At 62.6% G+C, this 24506-nt stretch carries 16 protein-coding genes; 15 read left to right on the top strand and 1 reads right to left on the bottom strand.

Going from position 1 to position 24506, the window contains the following annotated elements; genetic code table 11:
- Positions 1 to 13 precede the first annotated feature (13 nt).
- The 3 genes from NCR40_RS30160 to NCR40_RS30150 are packed head-to-tail and all read left to right on the top strand — an operon-like array spanning position 14 to position 9123.
- Positions 14 to 4996 (top strand): AAA family ATPase, encoded by a 4983-nt coding sequence (locus NCR40_RS30160; protein ID WP_250511684.1) that lies wholly within the window; start codon positions 14 to 16, stop codon positions 4994 to 4996.
- Positions 4997 to 5008: 12 nt separating this feature from the next.
- Positions 5009 to 7951: a hybrid sensor histidine kinase/response regulator gene (locus tag NCR40_RS30155; protein WP_250511683.1), complete on the top strand. Its 2943-nt coding sequence runs from the start codon at positions 5009 to 5011 to the stop codon at positions 7949 to 7951.
- Complete coding sequence (locus tag NCR40_RS30150) at positions 7948 to 9123, top strand: hybrid sensor histidine kinase/response regulator (protein ID WP_250511682.1); 1176 nt, start codon at positions 7948 to 7950, stop codon at positions 9121 to 9123. Before NCR40_RS30155 ends, NCR40_RS30150 begins: the two co-directional genes overlap by 4 nt.
- 20 nt (positions 9124 to 9143) lie before the next feature.
- On the opposite strand, the gene NCR40_RS30145 is transcribed toward NCR40_RS30150, so the two are convergent.
- Positions 9144 to 9965: an alpha/beta fold hydrolase gene (locus NCR40_RS30145; protein ID WP_250511681.1), complete on the bottom strand. Its 822-nt coding sequence runs from the start codon at positions 9963 to 9965 to the stop codon at positions 9144 to 9146.
- Positions 9966 to 10336: 371 nt separating this feature from the next.
- On the opposite strand from NCR40_RS30145, the gene NCR40_RS30140 reads away from it, so the two are divergent.
- From NCR40_RS30140 to NCR40_RS30085, 12 genes are all read left to right on the top strand, one after another.
- Entirely contained in the window at positions 10337 to 10972 is a 636-nt protein-coding gene (locus tag NCR40_RS30140) for a hydrolase (RefSeq protein WP_244831207.1), read from the top strand.
- A gap of 96 nt (positions 10973 to 11068) precedes the next feature.
- Positions 11069 to 12955, top strand: a complete 1887-nt coding sequence (locus NCR40_RS30135) for an amidohydrolase (protein WP_250467890.1) — start codon at positions 11069 to 11071, stop codon at positions 12953 to 12955.
- An 18-nt stretch (positions 12956 to 12973) separates the two neighbouring features.
- Positions 12974 to 14443, top strand: a complete 1470-nt coding sequence (locus NCR40_RS30130) for a mechanosensitive ion channel family protein (protein ID WP_250511680.1) — start codon at positions 12974 to 12976, stop codon at positions 14441 to 14443.
- A gap of 111 nt (positions 14444 to 14554) precedes the next feature.
- Positions 14555 to 14779: a DUF1427 family protein gene (locus NCR40_RS30125; protein WP_244831210.1), complete on the top strand. Its 225-nt coding sequence runs from the start codon at positions 14555 to 14557 to the stop codon at positions 14777 to 14779.
- 20 nt (positions 14780 to 14799) lie between these two features.
- Positions 14800 to 15480, top strand: coding sequence for a YoaK family protein (locus NCR40_RS30120; protein WP_250511679.1), 681 nt, complete (start codon positions 14800 to 14802; stop codon positions 15478 to 15480).
- Between the two features lie 27 nt (positions 15481 to 15507).
- A complete protein-coding gene (locus tag NCR40_RS30115) occupies positions 15508 to 16443 on the top strand; it encodes a VOC family protein (protein WP_502801050.1) in 936 nt (311 codons plus the stop codon).
- Entirely contained in the window at positions 16367 to 17905 is a 1539-nt protein-coding gene (locus NCR40_RS30110; RefSeq protein ID WP_502799784.1) for an alginate export family protein, read from the top strand. Before NCR40_RS30115 ends, NCR40_RS30110 begins: the two co-directional genes overlap by 77 nt.
- Before the next feature lie 22 nt (positions 17906 to 17927).
- Positions 17928 to 19646, top strand: a complete 1719-nt coding sequence (locus NCR40_RS30105) for an FAD-dependent oxidoreductase (protein WP_244831214.1) — start codon at positions 17928 to 17930, stop codon at positions 19644 to 19646.
- An 83-nt stretch (positions 19647 to 19729) separates the two neighbouring features.
- Positions 19730 to 20695, top strand: coding sequence for an MBL fold metallo-hydrolase (locus tag NCR40_RS30100; protein ID WP_502801049.1), 966 nt, complete (start codon positions 19730 to 19732; stop codon positions 20693 to 20695).
- A gap of 33 nt (positions 20696 to 20728) precedes the next feature.
- Positions 20729 to 21172: a DUF3331 domain-containing protein gene (locus NCR40_RS30095; protein ID WP_250511677.1), complete on the top strand. Its 444-nt coding sequence runs from the start codon at positions 20729 to 20731 to the stop codon at positions 21170 to 21172.
- A gap of 179 nt (positions 21173 to 21351) precedes the next feature.
- Positions 21352 to 24261 (top strand): ATP-binding protein, encoded by a 2910-nt coding sequence (locus NCR40_RS30090; RefSeq protein ID WP_250511676.1) that lies wholly within the window; start codon positions 21352 to 21354, stop codon positions 24259 to 24261.
- Between the two features lie 26 nt (positions 24262 to 24287).
- Positions 24288 to 24506, top strand: a 219-nt coding sequence (locus NCR40_RS30085; RefSeq protein WP_250511675.1) for a hypothetical protein, incomplete at its 3' end; no start/stop codon positions are given.

The raw sequence follows: 24506 nt of genomic DNA, 5'->3' as shown, positions 1-24506 counted from the left end.
GGAGGGCGCGAGCATGCTGGAACTGCGGAACTTCGAGCGGCGAACCCTGTGCGATGACGGCGAGTTCGTCCTGTCGCGGCTGTGGCGTCGCGAAGACGCGCAGACTTGGCTTGCCGTGGCGCTGCCTGTGGCGCACGTGGCGCAAGTCGTGGAGAGTCAGGCGCGGCTCACGCGTGCGTTCGAGCTGCGCGCGCTACTCGACAGCCCGGTTCTCACGCGGCCGCATGCGCTGGTGGAGTTGCGTGGCGCGGCCACGCTTCTGCTCGAAGATCGCGGCGGTGTTTCGCTTGCATCGATATCTGCGGGAACACTCGGCGTGCATGAGAGCTTGCGCATCGCGGTGAGTCTTGCAGCGGCGCTCAAGGTGCTGCATGCGCGTGGCGTCATGCACAAGGACTTGCGACCGGCCAACATACTCGTCGATGTAGCGAGCGGCGAAGTGGCGCTCACGGGTTTCGGACGCGCATCGAGAGCAACGCGCGAACGTCCCGCAACGGAACTCGCGCCCGTGACCATGGACGCGCTCGCTTACCTTTCGCCCGAGCAAACGGGGCTCACGAATCGCGGTGTGGACTCGCGCTGTGACTTGTATTCGCTCGGCGTCGTTTTCTACGAGATGCTCGCGGGCAAGCTGCCGTATCGCGCCGCGTCGCCCGCCGAATGGCTGCATTGTCATATCGCGCGTCAGCCGATTCCACTTGCCGAACAAGCGCCTCACGTCCCGCGACAGTTGGCCGCCATCGTCGCGCGGCTTCTCGCGAAAGCCGCCGAGGAACGCTATCAGACCGCGCTCGGGCTCGAACACGATTTGCGGCGCTGTCTCGATTCATGGCAACGCAGCGAGCGTATCGAAGCGTTCACGCCGGGCGAGCACGACGCGCCCGAACATTTGCTCATTCCCGAACGCCTTTACGGACGCGAAGTCGAAAGCGCGGCGCTCGCGAACGCATTTCAGCGCGTGGCGCAGCAAGGTCGCTCGGAATTCGTGCTGGTGTCGGGCTACTCGGGTATCGGCAAATCGGCGCTCGTTGGCGACCTGCAAAAGAGGCTCGTGGCCGGTAACGGGCGCTTCGCATCAGGCAAGTTCGATCAATACAAGCGCGACATTCCCTACGCCACCCTCGCGCAATCTTTTCAGCAATTGATCCGCCAACTGCTCGACGATAAAGCCTTCGACCTGCCGTCATGGCAGGCGCGTCTTGCCGATGCGCTTGGCGCGCATGCGCAACTCATCGTCGATCTCGTGCCGGAACTGGAACGTGTGATCGGTCCGCAACCCGCTGTGCCGGCGCTCGGGCCACGCGAGGCACATGTGCGTCTGCAAGCGGTGCTCGCGCGTTTCATCGGCACGTTCTGTGGTCCAGGCGAGACGCTCGTGCTCTTTCTCGACGATCTCCAATGGCTCGATTCCGGCACGAGCAGCTGGATCGAATATATGGCGGCGTCCGCGGATACGCGTCACGTGCTCTTCATCGGCGCGTATCGGGACAACGAAGTGGGCCCCACGCACACGCTCTCACGCGTGCTCGCGACGGTGCGCGAAACCAGCACGCCGCTGCATCTCATTCTGCTGGCGCCTCTTGCGCCCGGCGATGTATCGAATCTGCTGACCGACACGCTGCATGCCGACGCCGCTGAAGCAGAACCGCTCGCCAGCCTGCTATTCGACAAGACCGGTGGCAATCCCTTTTTCGTGGTGCAGTTCCTGCGCATTCTCGAAGAGGAACGGCTGTTGCATTTCGACCGCGATACACGCGTCTGGCGCTGGGACATCGACCGCATTCGTGCGGCGCGTTTTGCGGAAAGCGTCGTCGATCTGATGGTGGAGCGCATTGCGCGCGCGCCGCAAGCGACGCAAGACATGCTGAAGTGGTTCGCGTGTCTCGGCAACGCGGCAACGGATGCGACGCTCGCGCAAGTGTGTGCCGATGCCGTAGGCGACATCGACGCCGCGCTCGGCAATGCGGTCGAAGCAGGTCTCGTGTATAGGCGCGAGAACGGTTATGCATTCGTTCACGACCGCGTGCAGGAAGCAGCCTACGCGATGATTCCGCCGGGCGAGCGCGCGCTCGCGCACTTGCGAATCGCGCGAATGTTCGATGCGACCGAAGCGCATGACGCCGAGGCCGACATCTTCGAGATCGTCAATCAGTACGATCGCGCGATCGCATTGGTCGATAACGCGGCGGAGCGCGAGCGAATCGTCGAGCTCAATTTGCAGGCGGGCAAGCGCGCGAAGGCTTCGTCGGCGTTCGGTTCCGCCTTGACGTACTTCTCGACGGGAAGCGATCTTCTCGATACCGCTCGATGGCACGACGACTATGCGCGCAAGTTCGCGCTGGAAAGCAACCGCGCCGAGTGCGAGTTCCTGACAGGCGATACCCAAGCCGCGTGCAAGCGATTGACCGAACTCGCCGAGCGGGCAAGCACGCTGCCGGATCGCGCCATTGTCACGTTCCTGCGCGTCACGCTCTACACCGCGCTCGATCAGATGCAGCTTGCCGTGCAAACGTGTCTGGAGTATTTGCGGCACGTCGGTATCGAGTGGGAGCCGCATCCGGGACGAGCCGCCGCGCGCCTTGAATACGACGCGCTGCTTCGGCAGATCGGCTCGAAGCCGATAGAACGCCTGATCGACCTGCCCTTGCTCGAAGCGTCCGATCTCGCCGCCACGCTCGATGTGCTCACGGCCGTGCTGCCGCCCGCGTTCTTCAGCGATGAAGACCTCGTCTGCCTGGTGCTGTGCCGCATGGCGAATCTGAGCGTGGCGCACGGCAATAGCGATGCATCGTCGCTCGGCTATGCCTATCTCGGCATGGTGACCGGCCCTATCTTCGGCGACTATCAGGCGGGGTTCGGCTTTGGGCGCCTGGGACTTGCGCTCGTCGACGAACGCGCGCTCGACCGCTTCAAGGCGCGCGTCTACATGTGCTTCGCGTATCACGTCACGCCGTGGACGCGGCACATTCGCACGAATCTGCCCTTGTTGCGCCGCGCGTTCGATGCCGCGACGGAGAGCGGCGATCTGACTTATACGGGCTTCAGCAGTTGCACGTTGATCACGAGTCTGCTGGCTGCGGGCGAACCGCTTGCAGACGTGGAGCGCGAGGCACAAGAGCGGCTGTCGGTCGTGAAGAGCGCGAAGTTCGGGCTTATCGTCGATATCATTACTTCGCAGTTGCGGCTGATCGGTCACTTGCGTGGCGACAGCGTGCTTCTCGCGGGGTTCGACGAAGCCGAGTTCGAGCGCCGCCTCGAAGCCGATGCCAGTCTCGCGATTGCCGCATGCTGGTACTGGATTCGCAAGCAGCAATGGCTCCATTTCGCCGATGACATAGCGGGCGCCGCCGCTGCGGGCGATAAAGCCAGGCCGCTCTTGTGGACCTCCGCCGGCCACTTCGAAATGGCCGAATACTATTTTCATGCGGCGCTGGTGCTTGCACGCATGCACGATCCGCGCAAACACGATGTGTCGTCAACACTTGCGGAGTATCACGGCAAGTTGCAGGTCTGGGCCTATCACGGTCCGGCGAATTTCGGCTGCCGGGCGGCGCTCGTGGAAGGCGAAGTCGCGCGCATCGAGAACCGGCCGTTCGACGCGATGCGTCATTACGAAGACGCTATCGCGCTCGCACGCGAACATCGCTTTGTGCAGATCGAAGCGCTGGCCCATGAAACGGCCGCGCGCTTTTACATCGAACGCGAATTCACGACTATCGCTCATGTCTATCTGGGCCATGCACGGCGCGCGTATCTGCGCTGGGGCGCGATGGCGAAGGTTCACGCGCTGGAGCGGCTTTATCCGGAACTCGTCGAAAGCCCTGCGGAAAGCCTGACGGCAAGAAATGTCGTGGCGGAACGCTTCGATGTGGAAACCGTCGTGCAGGCGTCGCAGGCAATCTCAGGCGAGATCGTGCTCGAACGGCTCTTGCGCACGCTCATGACCATCGTGCTCGAACATGCGGGCGCGCGTCGCGCGGTGCTCGTCTTGCCGCGCGAAGAGAAACTGTGGATCGAGGCGCAGGCCGTATCTGGCAGGGACGGTGTGCAGGTCCGCATGGAAAGCGCTCCGATGACGCCGCGTGAATTGCCGGTATCCATCGTGCACTTCGCCATGCGCATGCGAGAGCGCGTGCATATCGACGACGCCACGTTGCCCAATGAATTCTCCGCCGACGAGTATCTGCGTTCGAGCGGCGCGCGCTCGGTGCTCGTCGTGCCCATCATCAAGCAGGCCAAGCTCAAGGGCGTGCTGTATCTCGAGAACGATCTCGCGCCCGGCGTGTTCACGGCAGCGCGAATCACGGTGCTGACACTGCTTGCGTCGCAGGCGGCTATTTCGCTCGAGAACGCATCGCTCGAACAGAAGGAGGCCATGCTCGAAGAGAAGGAAGCGTTGCTTCACGAAGTGCATCATCGCGTGAAGAACAATCTGCAACTCATCAGCAGCCTGCTCAATCTGCAGGCATCGCGTGTAGAAGACAAGGCGGTAGCCGAACTCTTCGCCGAAAGCCGCAACCGTGTGCGATCGATGGCGATGGTGCACGAAAACCTTTATCGTGCTGGCAATTTCGCTCGCATCATGATGGCGCCGCACGTGAGGAACCTGTGCAAGCATCTCGCGCAGGCTTACGACATGCGGCGTCTCGGCGTGGACATGGACGTGGTCGTCGACGATATCCAGCTCGACATGAATCGCGCGGTGTCGTGCGGGCTCATCATCAACGAGCTCGTGTCCAATGCGCTCAAACATGCGTTTCCGGAGGGACGCGGCGGACTGTTGCGTATAGAGCTTCGTATCACGGACAAGGACCGTTGCCGCCTCGTGATCGCCGACGATGGCGTGGGACTGTCGCCCGCGTTTTCGCTCAATCAGGCCGACACGCTCGGGCTGCAACTCGTGCATGATCTCGCGCATCAATTGCACGGCAATGTCGATGTGAACCGCGCAGGCGGCACGGTCTTCACCATAGCCTTCGAAGCCGAAGCAAGCTGACCTCAACGAACGATGGCACCTGCACGCATCCTGATTGTGGAAGACGACCGAGTGGTCGCCCGCGATATCGCCCAGCAAATGATCCGCAACGGTCATACGGTGGTCGGCTCGACCGCGCGCGGCGAAGATGCGCTCCTGCTGGCGAAGGAAGTGCGTCCCGATCTCGTGCTCATGGATGTGCGGCTCGAAGGCGAGCTCGACGGTATCGACGCGGCGCGGCTTCTGCGCGAGCAATTCAGGCTGCCAGTCGTGTTCCTGACCGCTTATGCCGACGAGGAAACCGTGCAGCGCGCCACCACGGCCGAGCCGTTCGGTTATGTGCTCAAGCCATTCGACGACACGCAATTGCGCACCGTGGTCGAAATGGCGCTCTACAAATACGCGGCCGAGCGGCGCATGCGCGAAAGCGACGAGCGCTATGCGGTGACGCTGTCGAGTATCGGCGATGGCGTGATCGCAACGGACCCGGAAGGGCGCATCGACTTCATGAACGCGGTGGCCGAACGGTTGACGGGCTGGCCACGCAATGAAGCACGCGGCCGCTTGCTGGGCGAGGTCTTTTGCGTCGTCGATGAAATCACGCGCGAGCCGGTGTCGTCGTTCTTGCGCGCGGATGAAGACATCGGCTTGCCGAGCCGCAATCTGCTGATCGCGCGTCACGGCCAGGAAGTGCCGGTGGAAGCGAGCGGTTCGCCTATCGTCGATGAACGCGGCGAAGGGCTCGGCATCGTGTTCGTGTTCCGCGATGTCACGCAACGGCGGCGCGCGGAAGAAGCGGAGATTTTGCGTGAGACCAATGCACGATTCGAAGCGGCGATGTGCGGATCGAATGTCGGCGTATGGGAAATCGACATGCCCGACGGCGATTTTCGCCACGGCAAGGCACGCTTCTCGAACATCTGGGAATGGCTCGGCTATGGCGGCAAGGAGCCATTGCTCGACTACGAGTCGTACATGAGCGTGGTGCACCCGCAGGAACGGGCCGCGACCGAAGCGGCCGTCGAGCGTTATCTCGAACATGCGAATGGCGTGTTCGAGATGGAGAACCGCCTCTTGCATAGCGATGGCAGCGATCGCAAGGTGCTGGTACGCGGCATGGCAAGGCGCGATGCGAGCGGCAAGCCCGTGCGCTTCGTCGGGAGTCTGGTGGACATCACCGAGCTCAAGCACGCCGAGAACGAACTACGCGCGAGCGAGGAACGCTTTCGCGGCACCTTCGAGAACGCGGCCGTGGGTATTGCGCATTGCGACCTCGAAGGCCGCTTTTTGCGCGTGAATCAGCGTGCTTGCGAGATCGTCGGATACGAACGCGATGCGTTGCTCGGCAAGCGCCTGCGCGATGTCACCGACGACGACTTCGTGACCGGAAGCCTGCAACGCTATTTCATGTTGACCGAGGGCGGCGTTTCGCATTACTCGGAAGAGAAACCGCTCGTGAGACGCGACGGTCAGCGCGTGTGGGTCAATTTATCGGTGGCGCTGCAATACGACTCTGCTGGGCACACGAGTCACACCATCGCCATCATTCAGGACATCTCGGCGCGCAAGGCACTGGAAGATGCGGTGCGCGTGGCGCGCGACGCCGCCGAAGCGGCCAACAAGGCGAAGGATCAGTTTCTCGCGAATATCAGCCACGAATTGCGCACGCCGCTCAACGGCATCCTCGGCTATGCGCAAATCTTGCGACGCGATGAAACGTTGAGCCGCAGACAGTTGTCTAGTCTTGGCGTGATCGAACAGAGTGGCGAGCATCTTCTCATGCTCATCAACGATTTGCTGGACTTCGCGCGCATCGGTGCGGGCAAGCTCGAAATGCAGGTGCGCGATGTGCCACTCGGTCCGTTTCTCGATGTCATCGCGGAGATCGTCGGCGTGCGCGCCCAGCAAAAGGGCCTGCAACTCCACTATCATGCGGCGCCGAATCTGCCGCGCGCGATCAGCGTCGATGAAAAGCGCTTGCGTCAGGTGTTGCTCAATCTGCTCGTCAATGCAGTGAAGTTCACGGATCAGGGCGAAGTCAGTCTCGCGGTTTCGGAAATATGGCCCGGACGTCTGCGCTTCGAAGTGAAGGACACGGGAATAGGTATCAGCCCCGACCGGCTCGATGTGATCTTTCAGCCCTTCGAGCAGGCGGGCGAACTCACGCGTCGGAGCGGCGGCGCGGGACTCGGTCTTGCCATCAGCCGGCAACTCGTGCGCATGATGGGAAGCGATATCCACGTCGCGAGTTCGCTTGGCCGAGGCAGCGCGTTCTGGTTCGAACTCGACGCGCCCGGCGCCACGGCGCAACCCGTGCCCGCGATTCTGCCGGTGGGTGTCACGCGCTATGAAGGCCGCGAGCGTCACATACTCGTGCTCGACGATGTCGCGGCCAATCGCATCCTGCTCGTCGATACCTTGCAACGTAGCGGCTTTCGCGTATCGCAAGGAGAGAATGGCCGCGAAGGACTCGCGATGGCGAGCGAGGACCGGCCCGATCTGATCGTCGTCGATACGCTCATGCCGGTGATGGGTGGCATCGAGATGCTGGAGCGTCTGCGCGCGCTGGAAGCGTTACGCGACGTGCCGGTGATCGCCGTATCGGCCGATGCATCGCGCGGCAATGCGCAGGCCAATCTCGCGGCGGGCGCCAATGTGTTCATCGAAAAGCCGCTGAACCTGCATGTGCTGCTCAAGGAAATCACCGGCCTTCTGGCGTTGCAATGGGCGCCGCGCACGGGAAGACATGCTCGGGCCGACGAAGCGCTCGTCGTGCCACCGCCCGAGGAAATGGCGCTGCTGCATCGCTTTGCGCTGCTCGGTTCGATGCGCGACATCATCGAGCGGGCCGAGCATCTGACGGTACTCGACAAGCGCTATGAAATTTTCGCAACGCGTCTGCGATGTCTTGCCGCCGGGTACGAATCGCAAGCGCTGTTGTCCCTGATCGAAGAACATCTGGACCCAAGCACGTGAGTACGCAAGACTTACCCGATACCGCCACGCCAGTCGTTCTCGTTGTCGACGATACCGCAACGAATCTCGGCCTCGTGGTCGATGCGCTCGAAGGAAACAACCTGCGCGTGACCGTTGCGCGCGATGGCCGCGAGGCGCTGGGCCGCGCCGAACTCGTGCAGCCCGATCTGATTCTGCTCGACGTGATGATGCCCGGTCTCGACGGTTTCGAGACCTGCCGTCAGCTCAAGGCCAACCCGAACACGCGCGACATTCCGGTCATCTTCATGACCTCGCTCACGCAGACCGAGGACAAGATCACGGGCTTCAGCGCTGGCGCCGTGGACTTCGTCACCAAGCCACTGCACATGGAGGAAGTCGCCGCGAGAGTGCATACGCATCTCAAGTTGCGGGCCTTGCAGAAGTTGCAGCGCGAGCAGAATTTGCTGCTTCAGGAAGAGGTCAACACGCGCAAGCAGGCGCAGGAAGCGCTGATCGAAGTCATCAACGGCGTGCGCAACGTGTCGAATGCAATCGCCCATGATTTGCGTACGCCGCTTGCCGAACTGCGTTCGCGTCTCGAAGTGCTGATGATCGGCTTGCGCAAGGAAGGGAATGAAGCCACGCTCGCGCAACTGGAGCCCGCGCTTGCGGATGTCGATCGCGTGATCGGCATCTTCAATGCGCTCTTGCGGCTCGCCGAAATCGATGCGGGCGTGCGTCGCTCGGGTTTCGAGTCCAGCGACTTGCTCGCCATTGTCTCGGATGCAGTCGAGTTCTATCAGCCCGTGGCGGAACTGCGTGGCGTGACGCTTTCCATGACGCAGGCGGACGAACTGTACGCTGTGGTCGATCCCTTGCTGCTGGCGCAGGCTATCGGCAATCTGATCGATAACGCTATCAAGTTCGCGCGTGAAAATGGCGAGGTCGAAGTGTCGCTCCTGGCGCGCGATGACGGCATAGAGTTATCCGTATCCGACGATGGCCCCGGTATTCCCGACGCGGAAAAGCACAAGGTCACCGAGCGGTTCTATCGCGGCGACGCGAGCCGTGGGACGCCCGGTGTGGGACTTGGGCTCGCGCTCGTCAAGGCGGTGGCGACGTTGCATCACGGCAAAATCGAATTCGCCGATAAGCATCCGGGATTAAGCGCGGTACTGACTATTCGGTCGGCTGACATGCTCGCTTCGTAGCGAGCATGTCACGTGCAGCATCAGCTTTGCAAGAACGCCAGCAGATCCGCATTCACGCGATCGGCTTCCGTCGTGCACATGCCGTGCGGCGCGCCAGCATAAACCTTTAGCGTCGCGTTCTTCACGATCTCCGCCGTACGTCGCCCCGACGCTTCCATCGGCACGATTTGATCGTCGTCGCCATGCAAAACGAGCGTGGGAATGTCGATTTTCTTCAGATCATCGGTGTAGTTCACTTCCGAGAATTGCTTGATGCACTCGTACTGGCCTTTGATCGAACCCATCATGCCCTGCCGCCAGAACTCGTCGATGTTGCCTTGTATGACCTTCGCGCCGTCACGGTTGTAGCCCAGAAACGGTACGGCCAGATCCTTGAAGAATTGCGAGCGATTCGAAGCCGTATTGTCGCGGATGCCGTCGAACACCGACATCGGCAAGCCGAGCGGATTACTCTCGGACTTGAGCATCATCGGCGGCACGGCTCCGATCAGCACGGCCTTCGAGACGCGCGCGCTGCCATGACGTCCGATGTAATGCGCGACCTCGCCGCCGCCCGTCGAATGGCCGACGAGCATGGCGTCCTTGAGATCGAGCGCGTCGAGCACGGCGGCGAGATCGTCCGCATATGTGTCCATGTCGTTTCCTTCCGCAGTCTGGTCGGAGCGGCCATGACCGCGACGGTCATGCGCAATGACGCGGTATCCCTTCTGCGCCAGAAACAGCATTTGCGGGTCCCATGCATCCGCGCAAAGCGGCCAGCCATGCGAGAAGACCACCGGCTTGCCGCTGCCCCAGTCCTTATAAAAAATATTCGTGCCGTCCTTGGTCTTTACGGTGCTCATGGCGTGTCCTTTAGCGATGTTGGTCGAGCGCGTGCGCTAAGAATCATTCCTTGAGCGCGACGCGTGGACCGAATCTTAGCCGCGTGGAAGACGCTTGAACTTGAGAAAAGATTAATTGTTCTTAAGGCGGTTTAATCGCGGTGCATGCTCCCGCCAGCGAAAGGCGAAGTCCTGAAATTCATTTCCTGAAAATCCCACGCGCTAAAAATCGAAGTGCATTTTCTTAGCGAATATTCGTTAAGAACAATTAAGGGATTTTTCAAGGACTCGGCGAAGACGCGTGGCTATCATCCATCTCAATCCTTCCAGCCGCTCACCCGAGCACGGCATGTTCGTCCTGACTGCCGCATCTTTTCCAACGGAGCCTGCAAATGCCGCAAGAACTATTGACCCCGGATACCTGCGCGGTTGCGCTGATCGACTATCAGCCGCAGATGTTTTTTGGCACGACCTCGCATGAACGCACCACCATCCTGCATAACGTGCAGGCTATCGCCAAGGCGGCGAAGTTGTTCAAGGTGCCGACCATTCTCACTACCGTTGCCGCCAAAACCTTTAGCGGCGACATGGTGCCCGAAGTGCAAGGCGTGTTTCCGGAGCAGCAGCCGGTTGACCGTACCTCGATGAACTCGTGGGAAGACGCGGGCTTTCGCCGAGCAATCGAAGCGACGGGCCGCAAGAAGATCGTGCTCGCGGGTCTTTGGACGGAAGTATGCGTGACGTTTCCGACCGTGCAGATGATCGCGGAAGGCTATCAAATCTACGTCCCGACCGATGCTTGTGGCGACATCACGCACGAAGCGCACGAACGCGCCGTGCAGCGAATCATCCAGGCCGGCGCGGTGCCGATGACGTCGCTTCAGTTCATGTTCGAACTGCAACGCGACTGGGGCCGCACCGAGACTTACGAAGGTTGCATGGACATTCTCAAGTCGCATAGCGCGTATGGTATCGGCGTGCGTTATGCGAAATCGATTCTCGGGGAACACGCAAGCGAAGCGGGTTGATTCAGCTCGCAGTCGTATCGAAAAGGCTGGCGCGAAGTTCATCGCGCCGGCTTCCAGCAAGCGCCGCGTCGCGGCACGCCTCACACGAGAACGCCCATGAATTCAAGCACGAGCTCAGGCACGGGTTCAGGCACGCCCGCGCGCGCCGATACCGTATTCTTCAACGGCAAGATTGCCACGCAGGACGACAAGCGTTCGTTCGCGGATGCACTCGCCGTTGCCGATGGAAAGGTCATCGAAGCAGGATCGCGTGAAGTCGTGATGCGTCATGCGAACGACGCGACGCGCCTCATCGATCTCAACGGGCGCACCGTGATTCCCGGCCTCAACGATTCGCATCTGCATGTCATACGCGGCGGCCTCAACTTCAACATGGAGTTGCGTTGGGATGGCGTTCCGTCGCTTGCGGACGCGCTCGACATGCTGAGGAAGCAGGTTGCACGCACGCCCGCCCCGCAATGGGTGCGCGTGGTCGGCGGCTGGAACGAATTTCAGTTTGCGGAGCGCCGTGGTCCGACGCTCGAAGAGATCAACGCGATTGCCCCGGACACGCCGGTGTTCATCCTGCATCTGTATGACAGCGCATTGCTCAACGCGGCGGCCTTGCGCGCGGTCGGCTATACGAAGGAAACAGCCGATCCGCCCGGCGGCGAAATTCAGCGCGACAAGCGCGGCAATCCGACCGGCATGCTGATCGCGCGGCCCAACGCGGGCCTTCTTTACGCGACGCTCGCCAAGGGTCCGAAGCTGCCGCCCGACGAGCAGCGCAATTCCACGCGCCACTTCATGCGCGAGTTGAATCGTCTTGGCGTGACGAGCGCGATCGATGCAGGCGGCGGATATCAGGCTTATCCCGACGATTACGCTGTCATCATGGACTTGGCGAAGCACAACGAATTGACCGTGCGTATCGCGTACAACCTCTTCACGCAGAACGCAAAGAAGGAGATTGAAGACTTCGCGAAGTGGGTGAAGATGACGAAGCCCGGCGAAGGCGACGACTTCCTGCGCGTGAACGGCGCAGGCGAAATGCTGGTGTTCTCGGCGGCTGATTTCGAAGACTTTCTGGAACCGCGCCCCGACCTGCCCGACACGCTCGAAACCGAACTCGAAGCGGTAGTGCGTCTGCTCGTTGCAAACCGCTGGCCGTTCCGTCTGCATGCCACCTATAACGAATCGATCGAACGCTTCCTCAATGTGTTCGAACGTGTGAATGCCGACATTCCCTTCGATGGCTTGCGCTGGTTTTTCGATCATTGCGAGACCATCACGCAGAAAAATATCGACCGTGTAAAGGCGCTTGGCGGCGGTATCGCAATCCAGCATCGCATGGCGTATCAAGGCGAGTACTTCATCGCACGATACGGCGAGGAAGCCGTGAAGCGCACGCCGCCTATCCGCCACATGCTCGATGCCGGTCTGCCCGTGGGCGCGGGCACCGATGCCACGCGCGTGGCGAGCTTCAACCCGTTCGTCTCGCTTTATTGGATGGTGTCGGGCAAGACGGTCGGCGGCACGGCCATGTACAACGGCGCGAACAAACTCGACCGCATGGAAGCGTTGCGCCGTTATACCGTTGGCAGCGCGTGGTTTTCAAGCGAGGACGATCGCAAGGGCGCGCTCGTCGCGGGGCAGTTCGCGGACTTCGCGGTGCTATCGGAAGACTTCTTCACCGTCGATGAAAGCCGCATCAAGTTTCTCGATTCGGTCATGACCGTGGTGGGCGGCAAGGTCGTCTATGCGAGCGACGAGTTCACCCCATACGGTCCCCCGGACTTGCCGGTGAGTCCGTCATGGTCGCCGGTTGCGGAGTTCGGCGGTTATAGCCGTTACAAGCCGACCGCGGTTGCCTGCGTGGACGGTTGCGTGAATCTTTGCAACGTGCATGCGCATGCGCACGGTTTCGCGTGGCGCAAGAACGTACCTGTCAGCGACTCGAACGGCTTCTGGGGCGCGCTGGGATGCAGTTGTTTCGCGTTTTGAACAAGGGCGACTGACGCGATGCCGACCCTGACCGACGGCCTGCTCTTCGGCATCGCGATACTCGTCGTAGACTTCCTCGCGTGGCGCTTCATGGACCGAAGAAGCGAGCCTATGCGGCTTGCGTTTCGTGCGTCCATGTTCGCGTTATCGACGTGGGTGTTGTTCGCGCACGGCATGAATCCGCTCTTTGCGGCGCCCTGGCCCAACGAACCGCTGCGGCATCTGCTTGCGCAAGTGCTGGAGTTGATGTGGTGGCTGCAAGGCGCGCGGCTCGTCACGATCATGCTCGACCGCATCGTGCTGCCCGAGGCGTGGCACAAGGAGCGGCTCTTTCAGGACGTGCTCGGTGCGCTCGTCTATCTGGCTGCCGCGGTCGCGGCCGTTGCGTTCGTGTTGCAGTTGCCCGTGCGCGGGTTGCTGGCGACCTCGGGCGCGGTGGCCATTGTCATCGGCCTTGCAATTCAGAGCACGCTCAACGATGTGTTCTCGGGCATCGTGCTCAACGCCACGCAGCCGTTTCGTCTGGGCGACTGGATCACTATCGGCGATGCCGAAGGCAAGGTCGTCGAGAGCAACTGGCGCGCGACAAGCCTGCTCAACGGGCAGGGCAATATCGTCGTGATCCCGAACAGCGTCGCGGCGCGCACGAACATCGTTAATTCGAATCAGCCGTTCGATACGAACGGCATCAGCGTCGTGCTCTCGGTGGATCCATCGGTGCGTCCCGCTGTCGTGCTCGATGCGCTCGGCGATGCCGCAGCGAGTTGCATCGACGTTATCGGCCGTCCCGCGCCGGTCGTAAGTGTGCGGCGCGCGACCGAAGACGCCATCGAATACGAGATTCTTTGTTACGTCGATTCGCTCGACAAGAAAGTTTCGGTGCGCAGCGATCTCTTCGATCTGGCGCATCGGCATCTAGGTTCGCGTGCGGTCGTGTTGCGTCCGTTGTCGGCGCCACGGCAGACGACGCAAGCCATCGACGAGAAGCTCGTGTTGTTGCGCGACGTGACCATCTTTCATACGCTCGATGCGGACGAACTGAACGAGCTCTCCAAACGCCTCACACGTCATGTTTTCGAAGTGGGCGAAACGGTGTTTGCAGCGGGCAGCGACGAAGGTCAGGCGTTGCACATCATTGCGCGTGGCGTGGCAAGCGTGACGGTGCCGAAAGCATCGCACGATCTCGAAGTGCGAAGACTTGCACCCGGCGATTCCATCGGTCAATCCGGCATTCTCGCGGGCGTGCAAAGCGATGTGACCGTGCGTGCGACGACGCGCGTCGTCGTGTACCGGCTCGACAAGGAGGCGCTCACGCCCATCCTCGCGCGACGTCCCGAGGTCACGAGCGAGATGTGCAGGCTGCTTTCCGAGCATCGTGCGAGCGACCAGATGTTGCGCGCGGTGCCTGCCGGGCAGGCATCGGAACATAGCAGTCTTTTCGGATGGATTCGCGAGGGCGTGAAGCGTTTTCATCAATTGACCTTTTGAGGTCTTAAGGTTTTTTAAGCTTTATCCAAGGCCAATTATCAATCGGCTTGCTAGGCTTTCCCTTAAGGGAGAGACAGCGTTTCTTCTTTAGGAAAGGATGGAACAGAGAACATGGGCTATGTCATTTCACTCGGTGTGGGCTTCGCGGTCGGCCTGCTCTATTGGCTCTTGCGCGTGCAGTCACCCGCGCCGCCTTTGATCGCGCTAGCGGGACTGCTCGGCATGGTACTCGGCGAACACGCAATACCGGTCGTGAAGTCGCAGTTCTTCGCGCAAACCGAAAGCGTGAACGTCGTATCGAAGGACAAGGCAGGCACGTCGCGTGAAGGCGGCTGAGGTTTCACCGGAGAAATCCCTTGAAAGATCATGAAGAGACGGTGCTCGCGTTCATAGCGGGATACGTGGATACGCTGGGATTCGTCGCGTTGTTCGGCCTCTTCACGGCACATGTGACGGGCAACTTCGTGCTGATCGGCGCGGAGGTCGCGGGCGTGGGGCAAGGCGTGCTGCTCAAGCTGCTGGCGTTTCCGGCGTTCATCGTCGGCGTGGGATCGGCGAGCGTGGCGGCAAAGATCATGAAGGCACGTGGCGACGCCTACATCGCCGCAGCATTGCATCTGTGGCAAGCGTTGCTGTTGTTCGCGTTCTTCGGCACAGGACTGCTCGCGTTGCCTATCGATGACGCTTCATCGGGCATGGTGCTGCTCTGCGGCGTGTTGGGCGCCACCGCAATGGGCGTGCAGAACGCGCGCCCGAAAGTCTTGCAGAAGCCCGGCCTGCCCAACACAGTGATGACCGGCAATGTGACGCAGATCGTGCTCGATCTGGTCGATCTCGCGCATCGCGGTTCGCATCATGCAGAAGGGCCGCAAGTGCTTGGGCGTTTGCGCGCCACGCTCACGGCCATGCTTGCCTTTGCCATCGGCGCGGTGGGCGGCGCGCTCGCCTTCGTGCATCTCTCGTTCTACGGCCTGATCTTGCCCATCGCGCTGCTTCTGTTGCTCGCATGGCCGCCGCGCGTTGCCCGGGCGGCGTGACTTACGGTTCGCTCACTTCAAACATCAATGAGTATCGACATGATCAAGCTCGTTCGCTCAAGCGCCATCGCGGCGGCATTTCTCATCGGCATTGCGCCTCTCGCATCGTTCGCGGATGCCGGTCCGCATGACGCTACCGCCGCGTCCGCCATCAAGGGTCGAGTCGCGGTCGGTCCGCAATACGATACGACCCACGTCTACGTCGCATCCGCCGATGTCGATACCTTCGTGCAGAGCTTTCTCGCGACCTTCGGCGGCAAGGCATCGCAGAAGGCGGTTTTCACCGTGACGCCCACGCCGAGCAAGACGGCTTCGCAATACGTGCAGACGCCCGTGGGCATGCTGTCCGTGTTCGGCTTCGAAACGCCCGTGCCTTATCCGTTCGGCAACGAGCGCACGGGCTATCTCGTGACCGATATCGACGACGCCGTGAAGGCCGCGCGCGCGGCGGGCGCGGACGTGATCGTCGAACCGTTCGACGACCCCATCGGCAAGGACGCGATCATCCAGTGGCCGGGCGGCCTCGTCATGCAGCTCTATTGGCATACCAAGGCGCCGAACTACGCGCCGCTGCAAAGCGTGCCCGACAACCGCGTTTATGTCTCGCGTTACGAAGCGAATAACTTCGTGCGCCGCTGGCTGCGCTTTTCTCACGGCAAGGTGGTCTCGGACAATGCGCGTGCCGATGCGGGCGTGATCGGCAAACCGGGCGAGACGTTCCGGCAGATTCGCATCGACTCGAACTTTGGGCGCATGGTCGTCTTCGTAACCGATGGCAAGCTGCCGTTTCCGTTCGGCAAGGAAACGACCGGCTATGGTGTCGATGACCTCGCCGCGACCCTGCAACGTGCGCAAGCGGCAGGCGCGAAGGTGCTGGTCCCGCCTTATGCGAGCGCAAGCTACAAGACGGCGATGGTCGAGTTCCCGGGCGGATATATCGCCGAAATCCACGATGGCCGCTGATCGTTCCAGACGCTGCCGTGCGCTGCGTTCGCTGCGTATGTTCTTGATCGGCACGGGGATCGCGGCGGCGCTGCCCGTATCCGCGGCGGATACGGCGCTCGGCAGCGCAGGCGACGATACCAACGCCAGCGCCGCGCCGGGGGCATCGTGCGCGCGGCCGGCGATCAAGTTCAATCGCTGGCAGGAAGACTGGTCCGTGCTCGGTCTGCCTTGCGTGCCGAAACGCCCGCTCGACGCGCTCAAGTACATTCCGCTGTTCGGCAATCCGGATGCGTATGTGTCGCTCGGCGCGGTGCTGCGAGAACGCGTCGAGATGAACGACGCGCCGCTCTTCGGCTTAGGCTCCGGCCGCGACGATACCTACGTGCTGCAACGTCTCGAAGTCCACGCCGATGTGCATCTCGGCCCCTATGTGCAAGTGTTCACGCAACTGGAAGACGCGCGTCCGTATGGCAAGGACAACGTGACCTCCGTCGACAAGAATCCGCTCGATCTGCGTCAGGCGTTCATTGCGTTCACGCATCCGCTCGCGGGCGGGCTCGTCAAATTTCGCGCGGGGCGGCAGGAGATGGCGTTCGACTTGCAGCGCTTCGTATCGGTGCGCGACGGCCCGAACGTGCGGCAGGCTTTCGACGGTTTCTGGGGCGACTACGAGACCGGTCCGTGGCGCTGGATCGCCTATGCAACGCAGCCGGTGCAGTATCGCTTCAACACGGATTTCGACGATGTCTCCAATCGTCATCTCACCTTCAGCGGCGCGCGCGTCGAACGTCAGGGCGTGGGGCCGGGTGATCTGTCCGCATATTACTCGCGCTATAACCGCAGCAATGCGCGCTTTCTCGATGCCAGCGGCGACGAGCATCGCGATGTCTTCGACATGCGATACGCGGGCAATGTCTCGCATATCGACTGGGACGTGGAAGGCATGTATCAAAGCGGTCATGTCGGCGAGAAGACGATCAGCGCATGGGCCGTGGGTTCGCTCGCCGGTTACACGTTGGCGGCGGCGCCCTGGACCCCGCGTCTGGGCATTCAGATCGATGCCGCCTCGGGCGACCGTCATCCGGGCGATGGGCGCGTCGGCACGTTCAATCCGCTCTTTCCGAACGGCTATTACTTCACGCTCGCGGGCTACACGGGATACACCAACCTGATTCATATCAAGCCGTCGCTCACGCTCAAGCCCAACAGCAAGCTCTCGCTGCTCGCGGGCGTCGGCTTGCAATGGCGTGAGACCACCGCGGACGCCGTCTACGGACAAGGCTCGGCGGTCGTGCCGGGAACAGCCGGGCGCGGCTCGCGCTGGACCGGCTTCTATACGCAAGTGCGCGCGGACTATAACGTCGCGGCGAATCTCGTGGCCTCGGTCGAGGCCGTGCATTTTCAAGTCGGCTCGTCTTTGCGCGATCTCGGCGCGAGCAATGCCGACTACGTGGGCGCCGAACTCAAGTTCGGCTGGTAAAGCATTCGATGGAGCCTGAGTCATGAGCGATTCCGATCTACCGAGGCCGTTCGGGCGTGCCGCGACGCCATCCGAACTCGAAGTGCCTTTTTCCTCGCTTGAATTTCGTCAGCACCAGATGTTTCCGCGTCTCTCGGATACCGAGATCGAAAGCGTGCGGCGTTTCGCGCGACCCATGTCGTTCAAAAAAGGCGACATGATCTTCGAAACGGGCAAGGTGGCGCTCGGTCTTTTCGTGTTGCTGAAGGGGCGCGTGCGCATCTCTTCGCGCGACAGCTTCGGGCGCTCCACGCTCGTCACCGAACACGACGACGGGCATTTCATGGCCGAGATGGCGCAACTCTCGGGCAAGCCCGCGCTGATCGACGGCGTCGCGCTCACCGACGCCGAAACGCTCGTCATCGAACCCGACAAGCTGCGCGCGCTGATCGTCGCCGACGCGCAACTCGGCGAGCACATTATGCGTGCGCTGATCCTGCGGCGGCTCGGATTGATCGAGCAGGGGCTCGGGCCGATCATCGTCGGCAATGGAGACGATGCGCGGCTGATCCGTCTGCAAGGCTTCCTGCGCCGCAACGCGCACCCGGCAACCGTGGTCGATGCCCGCACCGATCCCGAAGCGGTGACGCTGCTCTCCGGCATGACGACCGGTCCGGACGACTTCCCGCTCGTCTTCTGCCCGAACGGCTACGTGTTGCGCGCGCCGGACGAGGCGCAACTCGCGTCGTGCCTGGGACTCGTGCCGGCGTTCGAGCCTTCGCATATCTACGATGTCGCTATCGTCGGCGCGGGACCGGCCGGGCTCGCGGCGTCGGTGTATGCGGCCACCGAAGGGCTTTCGGTGGCCGTGTTCGATCAGCGCGCGCCGGGCGGTCAGGCGGGCGCGAGCGCGCGGATCGAAAACTATCTCGGCTTTCCCACCGGCATCTCGGGCCAGGCGTTGGCGGCCCGCGCGTTTCAGCAGGCGCTCAAGTTCGGCGCGCACCTCGCCATTCCGGGCAAGGTGACGTGCGTCACGCCCGAGAACGACGTCTTCGTCGTCACGCTCACCGATGGCCAGCGCGTGAGCGCACGCACGATCGTGGCGGCGAGCGGCGCGGCGTATCGCAAGCCGGACGTCGAGGACTTCGACCGCTTCGAAGGGCGCGGCACGTACTACTGGGCGTCGACCATCGAGGCGCGGCTCGTCAAGGGGCAGGACATCGTGTTGATCGGCGGCGGCAATTCGGCCGGTCAGGCGATCGTCTTTCTTGCCAACTTCGCGCGCAGCGTGCGGGTGCTCGTGCGCGGCGAAAGCCTGAGCGCGAGCATGTCGCGGTATCTGATCGACCGTATTGCTTCCCTGCCGAACGTGATGCTCTGCACGCGCTGCACGTTGAGCGGCCTCGAAGGCGACGAGGCGGGCCTCACGCACGTTCGCGTCCATCATGCGGACGAGGCGCGTGACGAGGCCATCGCGACGCGGCATCTGTTCCTCTTCATCGGCGCGGACCCGGAGACGCGCTGGCTCGCGGCGAGCGGCGTCGCGCTCGACAACCGCGGCTTCGTGATGACGGGATCGGGGCGCACGGAACACGGCACGCGGCTGCGCTTCGCGCTGGAGACGAGCGTGCCGGGCATCTTCGCGGTTGGCGACGTGCGCTCGGAATCGGCCAAGCGCGTGGCTTCCGCGGTCGGCGACGGCGCGGCGGTGGTCAGTCAGATTCATGCGTATCTGAGCTTGTCGGTCACCGCCGATTAATAACATTTAAGGACGATTAGCGCGTCTGCCGATTTATGCGTGGCTATGCTTCGTGAGAACCGGTGCGTGCAAGGGAAACGCTCATGTCGAAGTGGAGAAGTCTCGGATGCCTCGTGCTTTGCGTCAGCGCCTTCATGACGACGGACGCGGCATTCGCCCGCGCGCCGATGGTCGGCACGCAAGGGCCGGGCTTTTATCGCCTGATGCTCGGGCGATTCGAAGTCACGGCGCTGTCCGACGGCACGCATCCGTTTCCCATCGATACGGTGGTGGAGGGTGTATCGAAGAAGGAAATCGCCGAGGACTTGCGGCGCGATTTCCTCGATGCGCCGGTTCAAGGCTCGATCAACGCGTTCCTCGTCAACACGGGCGCGAAGCTGATTCTGATCGACTCCGGCGCGGGCGTGTTGTACGGCGCGTGCTGCGGCCGGATGATGGCGAACCTGCGGGCGGCGGGGTATCGGCCGGAAGACGTAGATGAGATTCTGCTCACGCATCTGCATAAGGATCACGTGGGCGGCGTCATCGTCGATGGCGCGATGGCGTTTCCAAACGCCGTGCTGCGCGTGAACCGGACTGAGGCGGACTACTGGCTCGATGCCGCGAACAAGCCGAAGGCGCCTGCGTTCCTCTCGACTTTCTTCGATGCCGCGAGCGCATCCGTCGCGCCTTACGTGGCGGCGGGCCGTTTCGTGCCGTTCTCGGGCGATGTCGAACTCGAACCCGGCATTCGCGCCATCGCGACGCCGGGTCATACGCCGGGACACACGACGTATCGCATCGAAAGCGGCGGCAAGACGATGCTCGCGTGGGGCGACGTGATCCACGTGGCGAGCATTCAGTTGCGCAATCCGCAGGCGTCCGTCGAGTACGACACCGATGCACCGGCCGCGCGCCGTTCGCGTCGCGCCGCGCTCGATCTCATGGCGCGCGAGGGCGATCTCGTGGCGGCGGCGCACATCGCGTTTCCGGGTTTGGGACATGTGAAAAAGGAGGGCGCCCGCTACGAGTGGGTGCCCGTCAACTACGAAGGCGATCCGGGCCATTGACGCGCCCGGCGCCTGACCACGCGGAGATGCGCGATGCCAGAAGCCCTCGTAGCAGAACGTAGAACCCTGCCGCCACGTGCCGCAAGAGGGGCGGAGGTGATCGCGAATCTCACGCGCGGCGCGGTCTGGACGCATGTGATCGATGCGCTGCAAGGCGGCAACGACATGGCGCATCGTGCGGCGCTGGAAGCTTTGAAGCGCATGCGCGGACGCGAGACGCAGCCGTTTGCGGACCATGCGCGCATCGAGGTGCTGGAGCGGCTGTCGTCGAGAACCATCGCGATTCTCTGGCAGGACGCGACGCGTTGCCGCTATGCGGATCAGGTCTGGGTGCGTTGCCAGGCGCGCAAGATTGGCCGTTGCGCGCTCACGGGCGCGGGGATCGTGCGTGGCGATATCGTCTACAAGCCGCAACGGCGCAACGCTTCGTTGGGCAATGCACGCGCCATGATCTTGGCTTCCGCGTTGCCCGACTAGGTTCGACGCTGCGCCGCATGTGCAAAACGCATGTGCAAAATTATTGAACGATAAGCCCGGTTTTTTCCAAACATGGGAGAAGGCGGGTGCTCTATGCTTCGGGGGCACTTTCCGGGCGCCAGAATTTTGGGTGCGGCGCCGGGGCTACGTTCAAACCTTCATATGCTGGACCATTGCGCATGATTCGCATCGGACCGCTTCAGGTGGATCTCGAGCGTCGGCAATTGCTGCTCGATGACGAACCTGTTCGACTCGGAAGCCGTGCGTTCGATATTCTCGCCGTGCTCGTGGCCGCCGACGGCGCGCTCGTCTCGAAGAACGACCTGCTCGCGGCGGTATGGCCGGATACGCTCGTCGAAGAGAACAATCTGCAGGTGCACATGTCGGCGCTGCGCAAGGTGCTGGGCGCGAACCGCGTGCTGATCCAGACCGTCTCGGGACGCGGTTACCGGCTCGTCAGGACGAGGCAACCGGCCGATGCGCCCACGAGCGTCGCCAACGCCGGCGTTGCACACAACCTGCCTTCGAATACGTCTCCGCTCGTCGGACGCGATACCGCCATCGCCGATATCCTGCTCGCGCTCGAAGCGGCGCGGCATGTGACGCTGATCGGCGCGGGCGGGATCGGCAAGACGCGGCTCGCCATCGAAGCCGGACGGCGCTCGCTCGACCGCTTCCCCGACGGCGTGTACCTCGTTTCGCTTTCGCCCGCGCAAGATTTGCCAAGCGTGCTGGCGGCGTTCACCGGCACGCTCGGCATCAATCCGGCGGCGGGGTCGCGCTCGCTTGCCGTCATCGCGCAGGAATTGCGCGAGCGCCGCATGCTCGTCCTGCTCGATAACTGCGAACACGTTCTCACGCCTGCGGCGAGTCTCGCCGATGCGCTTTGCACGGTGAGCGATTCCATTCGCGTGCTGGCCACGAGCCGCGAACCGCTCAAGGTGGTGAGCGAGCATCTTTACTGGGTCGCGCCACTCAGCGTGCCCGCGCCAAGCGCCTCGGGCGTCGACATAAAGCGATGCAGCGCCGTGCAACTGTTTCTGGCTCGCGCGCGCGCCATCGACCTGCGCTTTTCGTGCGATGAACGCAGTATGGAACTCATCGGCACCGTTTGCCGGCGGCTGGACGGCATACCGCTCGCCATCGAACTGGCTGCATCGCGCGCCACGATACTCGGTGTCGAAACCCTTGCGGCGCATCTCGATGACCGCTTTCGCATGCTCACGGGCGGCAATCGCACGGCGCTGCCACGGCATCAGACCTTGCGCGCGACGCTCGACTGGAGCCACGCCTTACTCGATGACGCCGAACGCACGACCCTGCGCCGCCTCGGCATTTTCGTGGCGGACTTTTCGATGGAAGCGGCGGTCGCCATCGTCGGCGACGATGCATTGCGCGAGTTCGATGTGATCGCGGCGGTAACGGGACTCGTGGAGAAATCGCTCGTCGCACGGCAGACGGGGAACGGCCGAGCGGCGTATCGTCTGCTGGAATCGACACGCGCCTATGCTTTGCAAAAACTCGATGACAACGGCGAGCGGCAACGCGTATCGCTCGGTCACGCCAATCATTTCGCGAGCCTTTTGAACGACGACGCGCAGCATGGCGGCGGACATCACTCCGAAGGTTGGCAACGGCGCATGCGCGACATGCTCGGCGACCTGCGCGCCGCGCTGACATGGACGCTTTCGCCCAAAGGCGATGCCATTTTGGCGGAAACGCTGTGCGTGAAATTCGTCTCGCTGCTGTTCGAACTCTCGCTCGTCGAGGAATGCTGCGTGTGGGCGCGGCGCTCGCTTGCCGCGCTGCAAACCGGACGCGAGGCGGAAGCTTTCTCGCATCGCTGCATGCGCGTGCGGATGCGTCTGCAGGCGGCGCTTGCTGCCGCGCTCGTCTATGTGCATGGTCCGGACAAGGAGACTCGCGCGTTGTGGTCGGAAGTGCTGGCGTTGTCGCTGGCGCTGGCGGATCGCGTCTTCGAGGCGCGCGCGCTCTGGGGCATGTGGAACGCGAGCCAAAGCGCGGGCGAAGTGCGCAGCGCGTTGTCGTTCGCCCGGCGCTTTGCGGCACTCGCCGCCGATTCGCAGACCACCGACGCCGAGCCGGAATCGACCGATGTGCTGCTCGGCTATCGGCTGCTCGGCATTGCTTCCCACTATGCGGGCGAACAGGCGAAGGCGCGGGCATCGCTCGAACACTTTCTGCAGCATGCGGCGCGCTTGCAGACGCGTATGCCGCTTGGGAGATCGGTCGATCAGCGGATCGTCGGGGAGGCCACGCTTGCGCGCGTGCTCTGGCTGCAAGGCGCGCGCGACGAGGCGCGGCGGTTGGCCGAAGCGTGCGTCGTGGATGCATGCGCCGCCGAGCAGGCTATCGTGACCGCTTATGTGCTGATCGAAGCGCGCATCCCGCTGGCGTTGCTCTCGCGCGAACGGGAGGCGGCGCGGCAGGCTATCGACATGCTGCTTGGGATTTCGATGCGCACGGGTTTGAACGTTGCGCAGGCGTGCGGCGCGGCATTCGACGCGTACCTGATTTCGCTCGATGACATCACGCCCGACGTCCTTCAAGCGTTCGACGCGGCGTTGAAGGAACTCGATACGCTCGGCTTCAACGCGCCGCGCTCCATGCTTGCCGCGCAATATGCGCGTGCGCTCGGGCAGGTGGGACGGCACGGCGAAGCCATCGACACGACCGTGCGCGCGCTCAAGCGTTGCAACGACAATGGCGACGCGTGGTATGCGAGCGAACTCTTGCGCACGCAGGGCGAACTTCTGCTGATGGGGCCGCCGGGCGAGGCCGTGTCGCTCGATGCGGAAGTCTGCTTTGCGTCCGCGCTGGAAACGGCGTCGATGCAGGGTAGCGATTCGTTCTATCTGACCGCGGCCACGAGCTACGCGCGTCACTTGCATGCGAGCGGCCGCAACGCGCAGGCGATGACGGTGCTGGAAACGGCGTGCGCGCGCTTTTCGCAATGGCGCGAGTGGGACGATTTTCGCGCGGCGTTGCGCCTTTTGAACACGCTCAAGACTGCGTGCGATTCAGCAGAGTCGGCGGATTCGGCGGATTCGAGGGAAGCGAGGCGCTGAGTCATCTGCTTGCTCTGGCGCGCGAGTTGGACAAACTTGTGCGCGGCTCCGTGCCCTCTGAATACGCTAAGAACGCGTTCGATTCGGCGCATTCGATGGAAGGCGGCGTTGAGCCGATCTCACGCGAGCGCCATGCGGCGATGCGTCCGCCGCACGCCTTTCAGAACCGCATCGCCATCACGCGGCCGCGATGCGTTGATGCGCGGCTTCATCGATCAGGTCCGGGCGGTCGAGCTGATCGACCC

It is taken from the genome of Caballeronia sp. GACF4 (genome assembly GCF_023631025.1).
Taxonomy (GTDB): Bacteria; Pseudomonadota; Gammaproteobacteria; order Burkholderiales; family Burkholderiaceae; genus Caballeronia.
This window is presented reverse-complemented; position numbering and strand designations above follow the sequence as displayed.

Coding starts and splice junctions, on each gene's coding strand:
- NCR40_RS30105 (WP_244831214.1), top strand. CDS start 17,928: ATGAGCGATTCCGATCTACCGAGGCCGTTCGGGCGTGCCGCGACGCCA.
- NCR40_RS30130 (WP_250511680.1), top strand. CDS start 12,974: ATGCCGACCCTGACCGACGGCCTGCTCTTCGGCATCGCGATACTCGTC.
- NCR40_RS30090 (WP_250511676.1), top strand. CDS start 21,352: ATGATTCGCATCGGACCGCTTCAGGTGGATCTCGAGCGTCGGCAATTG.
- NCR40_RS30095 (WP_250511677.1), top strand. CDS start 20,729: ATGCCAGAAGCCCTCGTAGCAGAACGTAGAACCCTGCCGCCACGTGCC.
- NCR40_RS30100 (WP_502801049.1), top strand. CDS start 19,730: ATGTCGAAGTGGAGAAGTCTCGGATGCCTCGTGCTTTGCGTCAGCGCC.
- NCR40_RS30115 (WP_502801050.1), top strand. CDS start 15,508: ATGAGTATCGACATGATCAAGCTCGTTCGCTCAAGCGCCATCGCGGCG.
- NCR40_RS30110 (WP_502799784.1), top strand. CDS start 16,367: ATGCGAGCGCAAGCTACAAGACGGCGATGGTCGAGTTCCCGGGCGGAT.
- NCR40_RS30125 (WP_244831210.1), top strand. CDS start 14,555: ATGGGCTATGTCATTTCACTCGGTGTGGGCTTCGCGGTCGGCCTGCTC.
- NCR40_RS30135 (WP_250467890.1), top strand. CDS start 11,069: ATGAATTCAAGCACGAGCTCAGGCACGGGTTCAGGCACGCCCGCGCGC.
- NCR40_RS30140 (WP_244831207.1), top strand. CDS start 10,337: ATGCCGCAAGAACTATTGACCCCGGATACCTGCGCGGTTGCGCTGATC.
- NCR40_RS30160 (WP_250511684.1), top strand. CDS start 14: ATGCTGGAACTGCGGAACTTCGAGCGGCGAACCCTGTGCGATGACGGC.
- NCR40_RS30145 (WP_250511681.1), bottom strand. CDS start 9,965: ATGAGCACCGTAAAGACCAAGGACGGCACGAATATTTTTTATAAGGAC.
- NCR40_RS30155 (WP_250511683.1), top strand. CDS start 5,009: ATGGCACCTGCACGCATCCTGATTGTGGAAGACGACCGAGTGGTCGCC.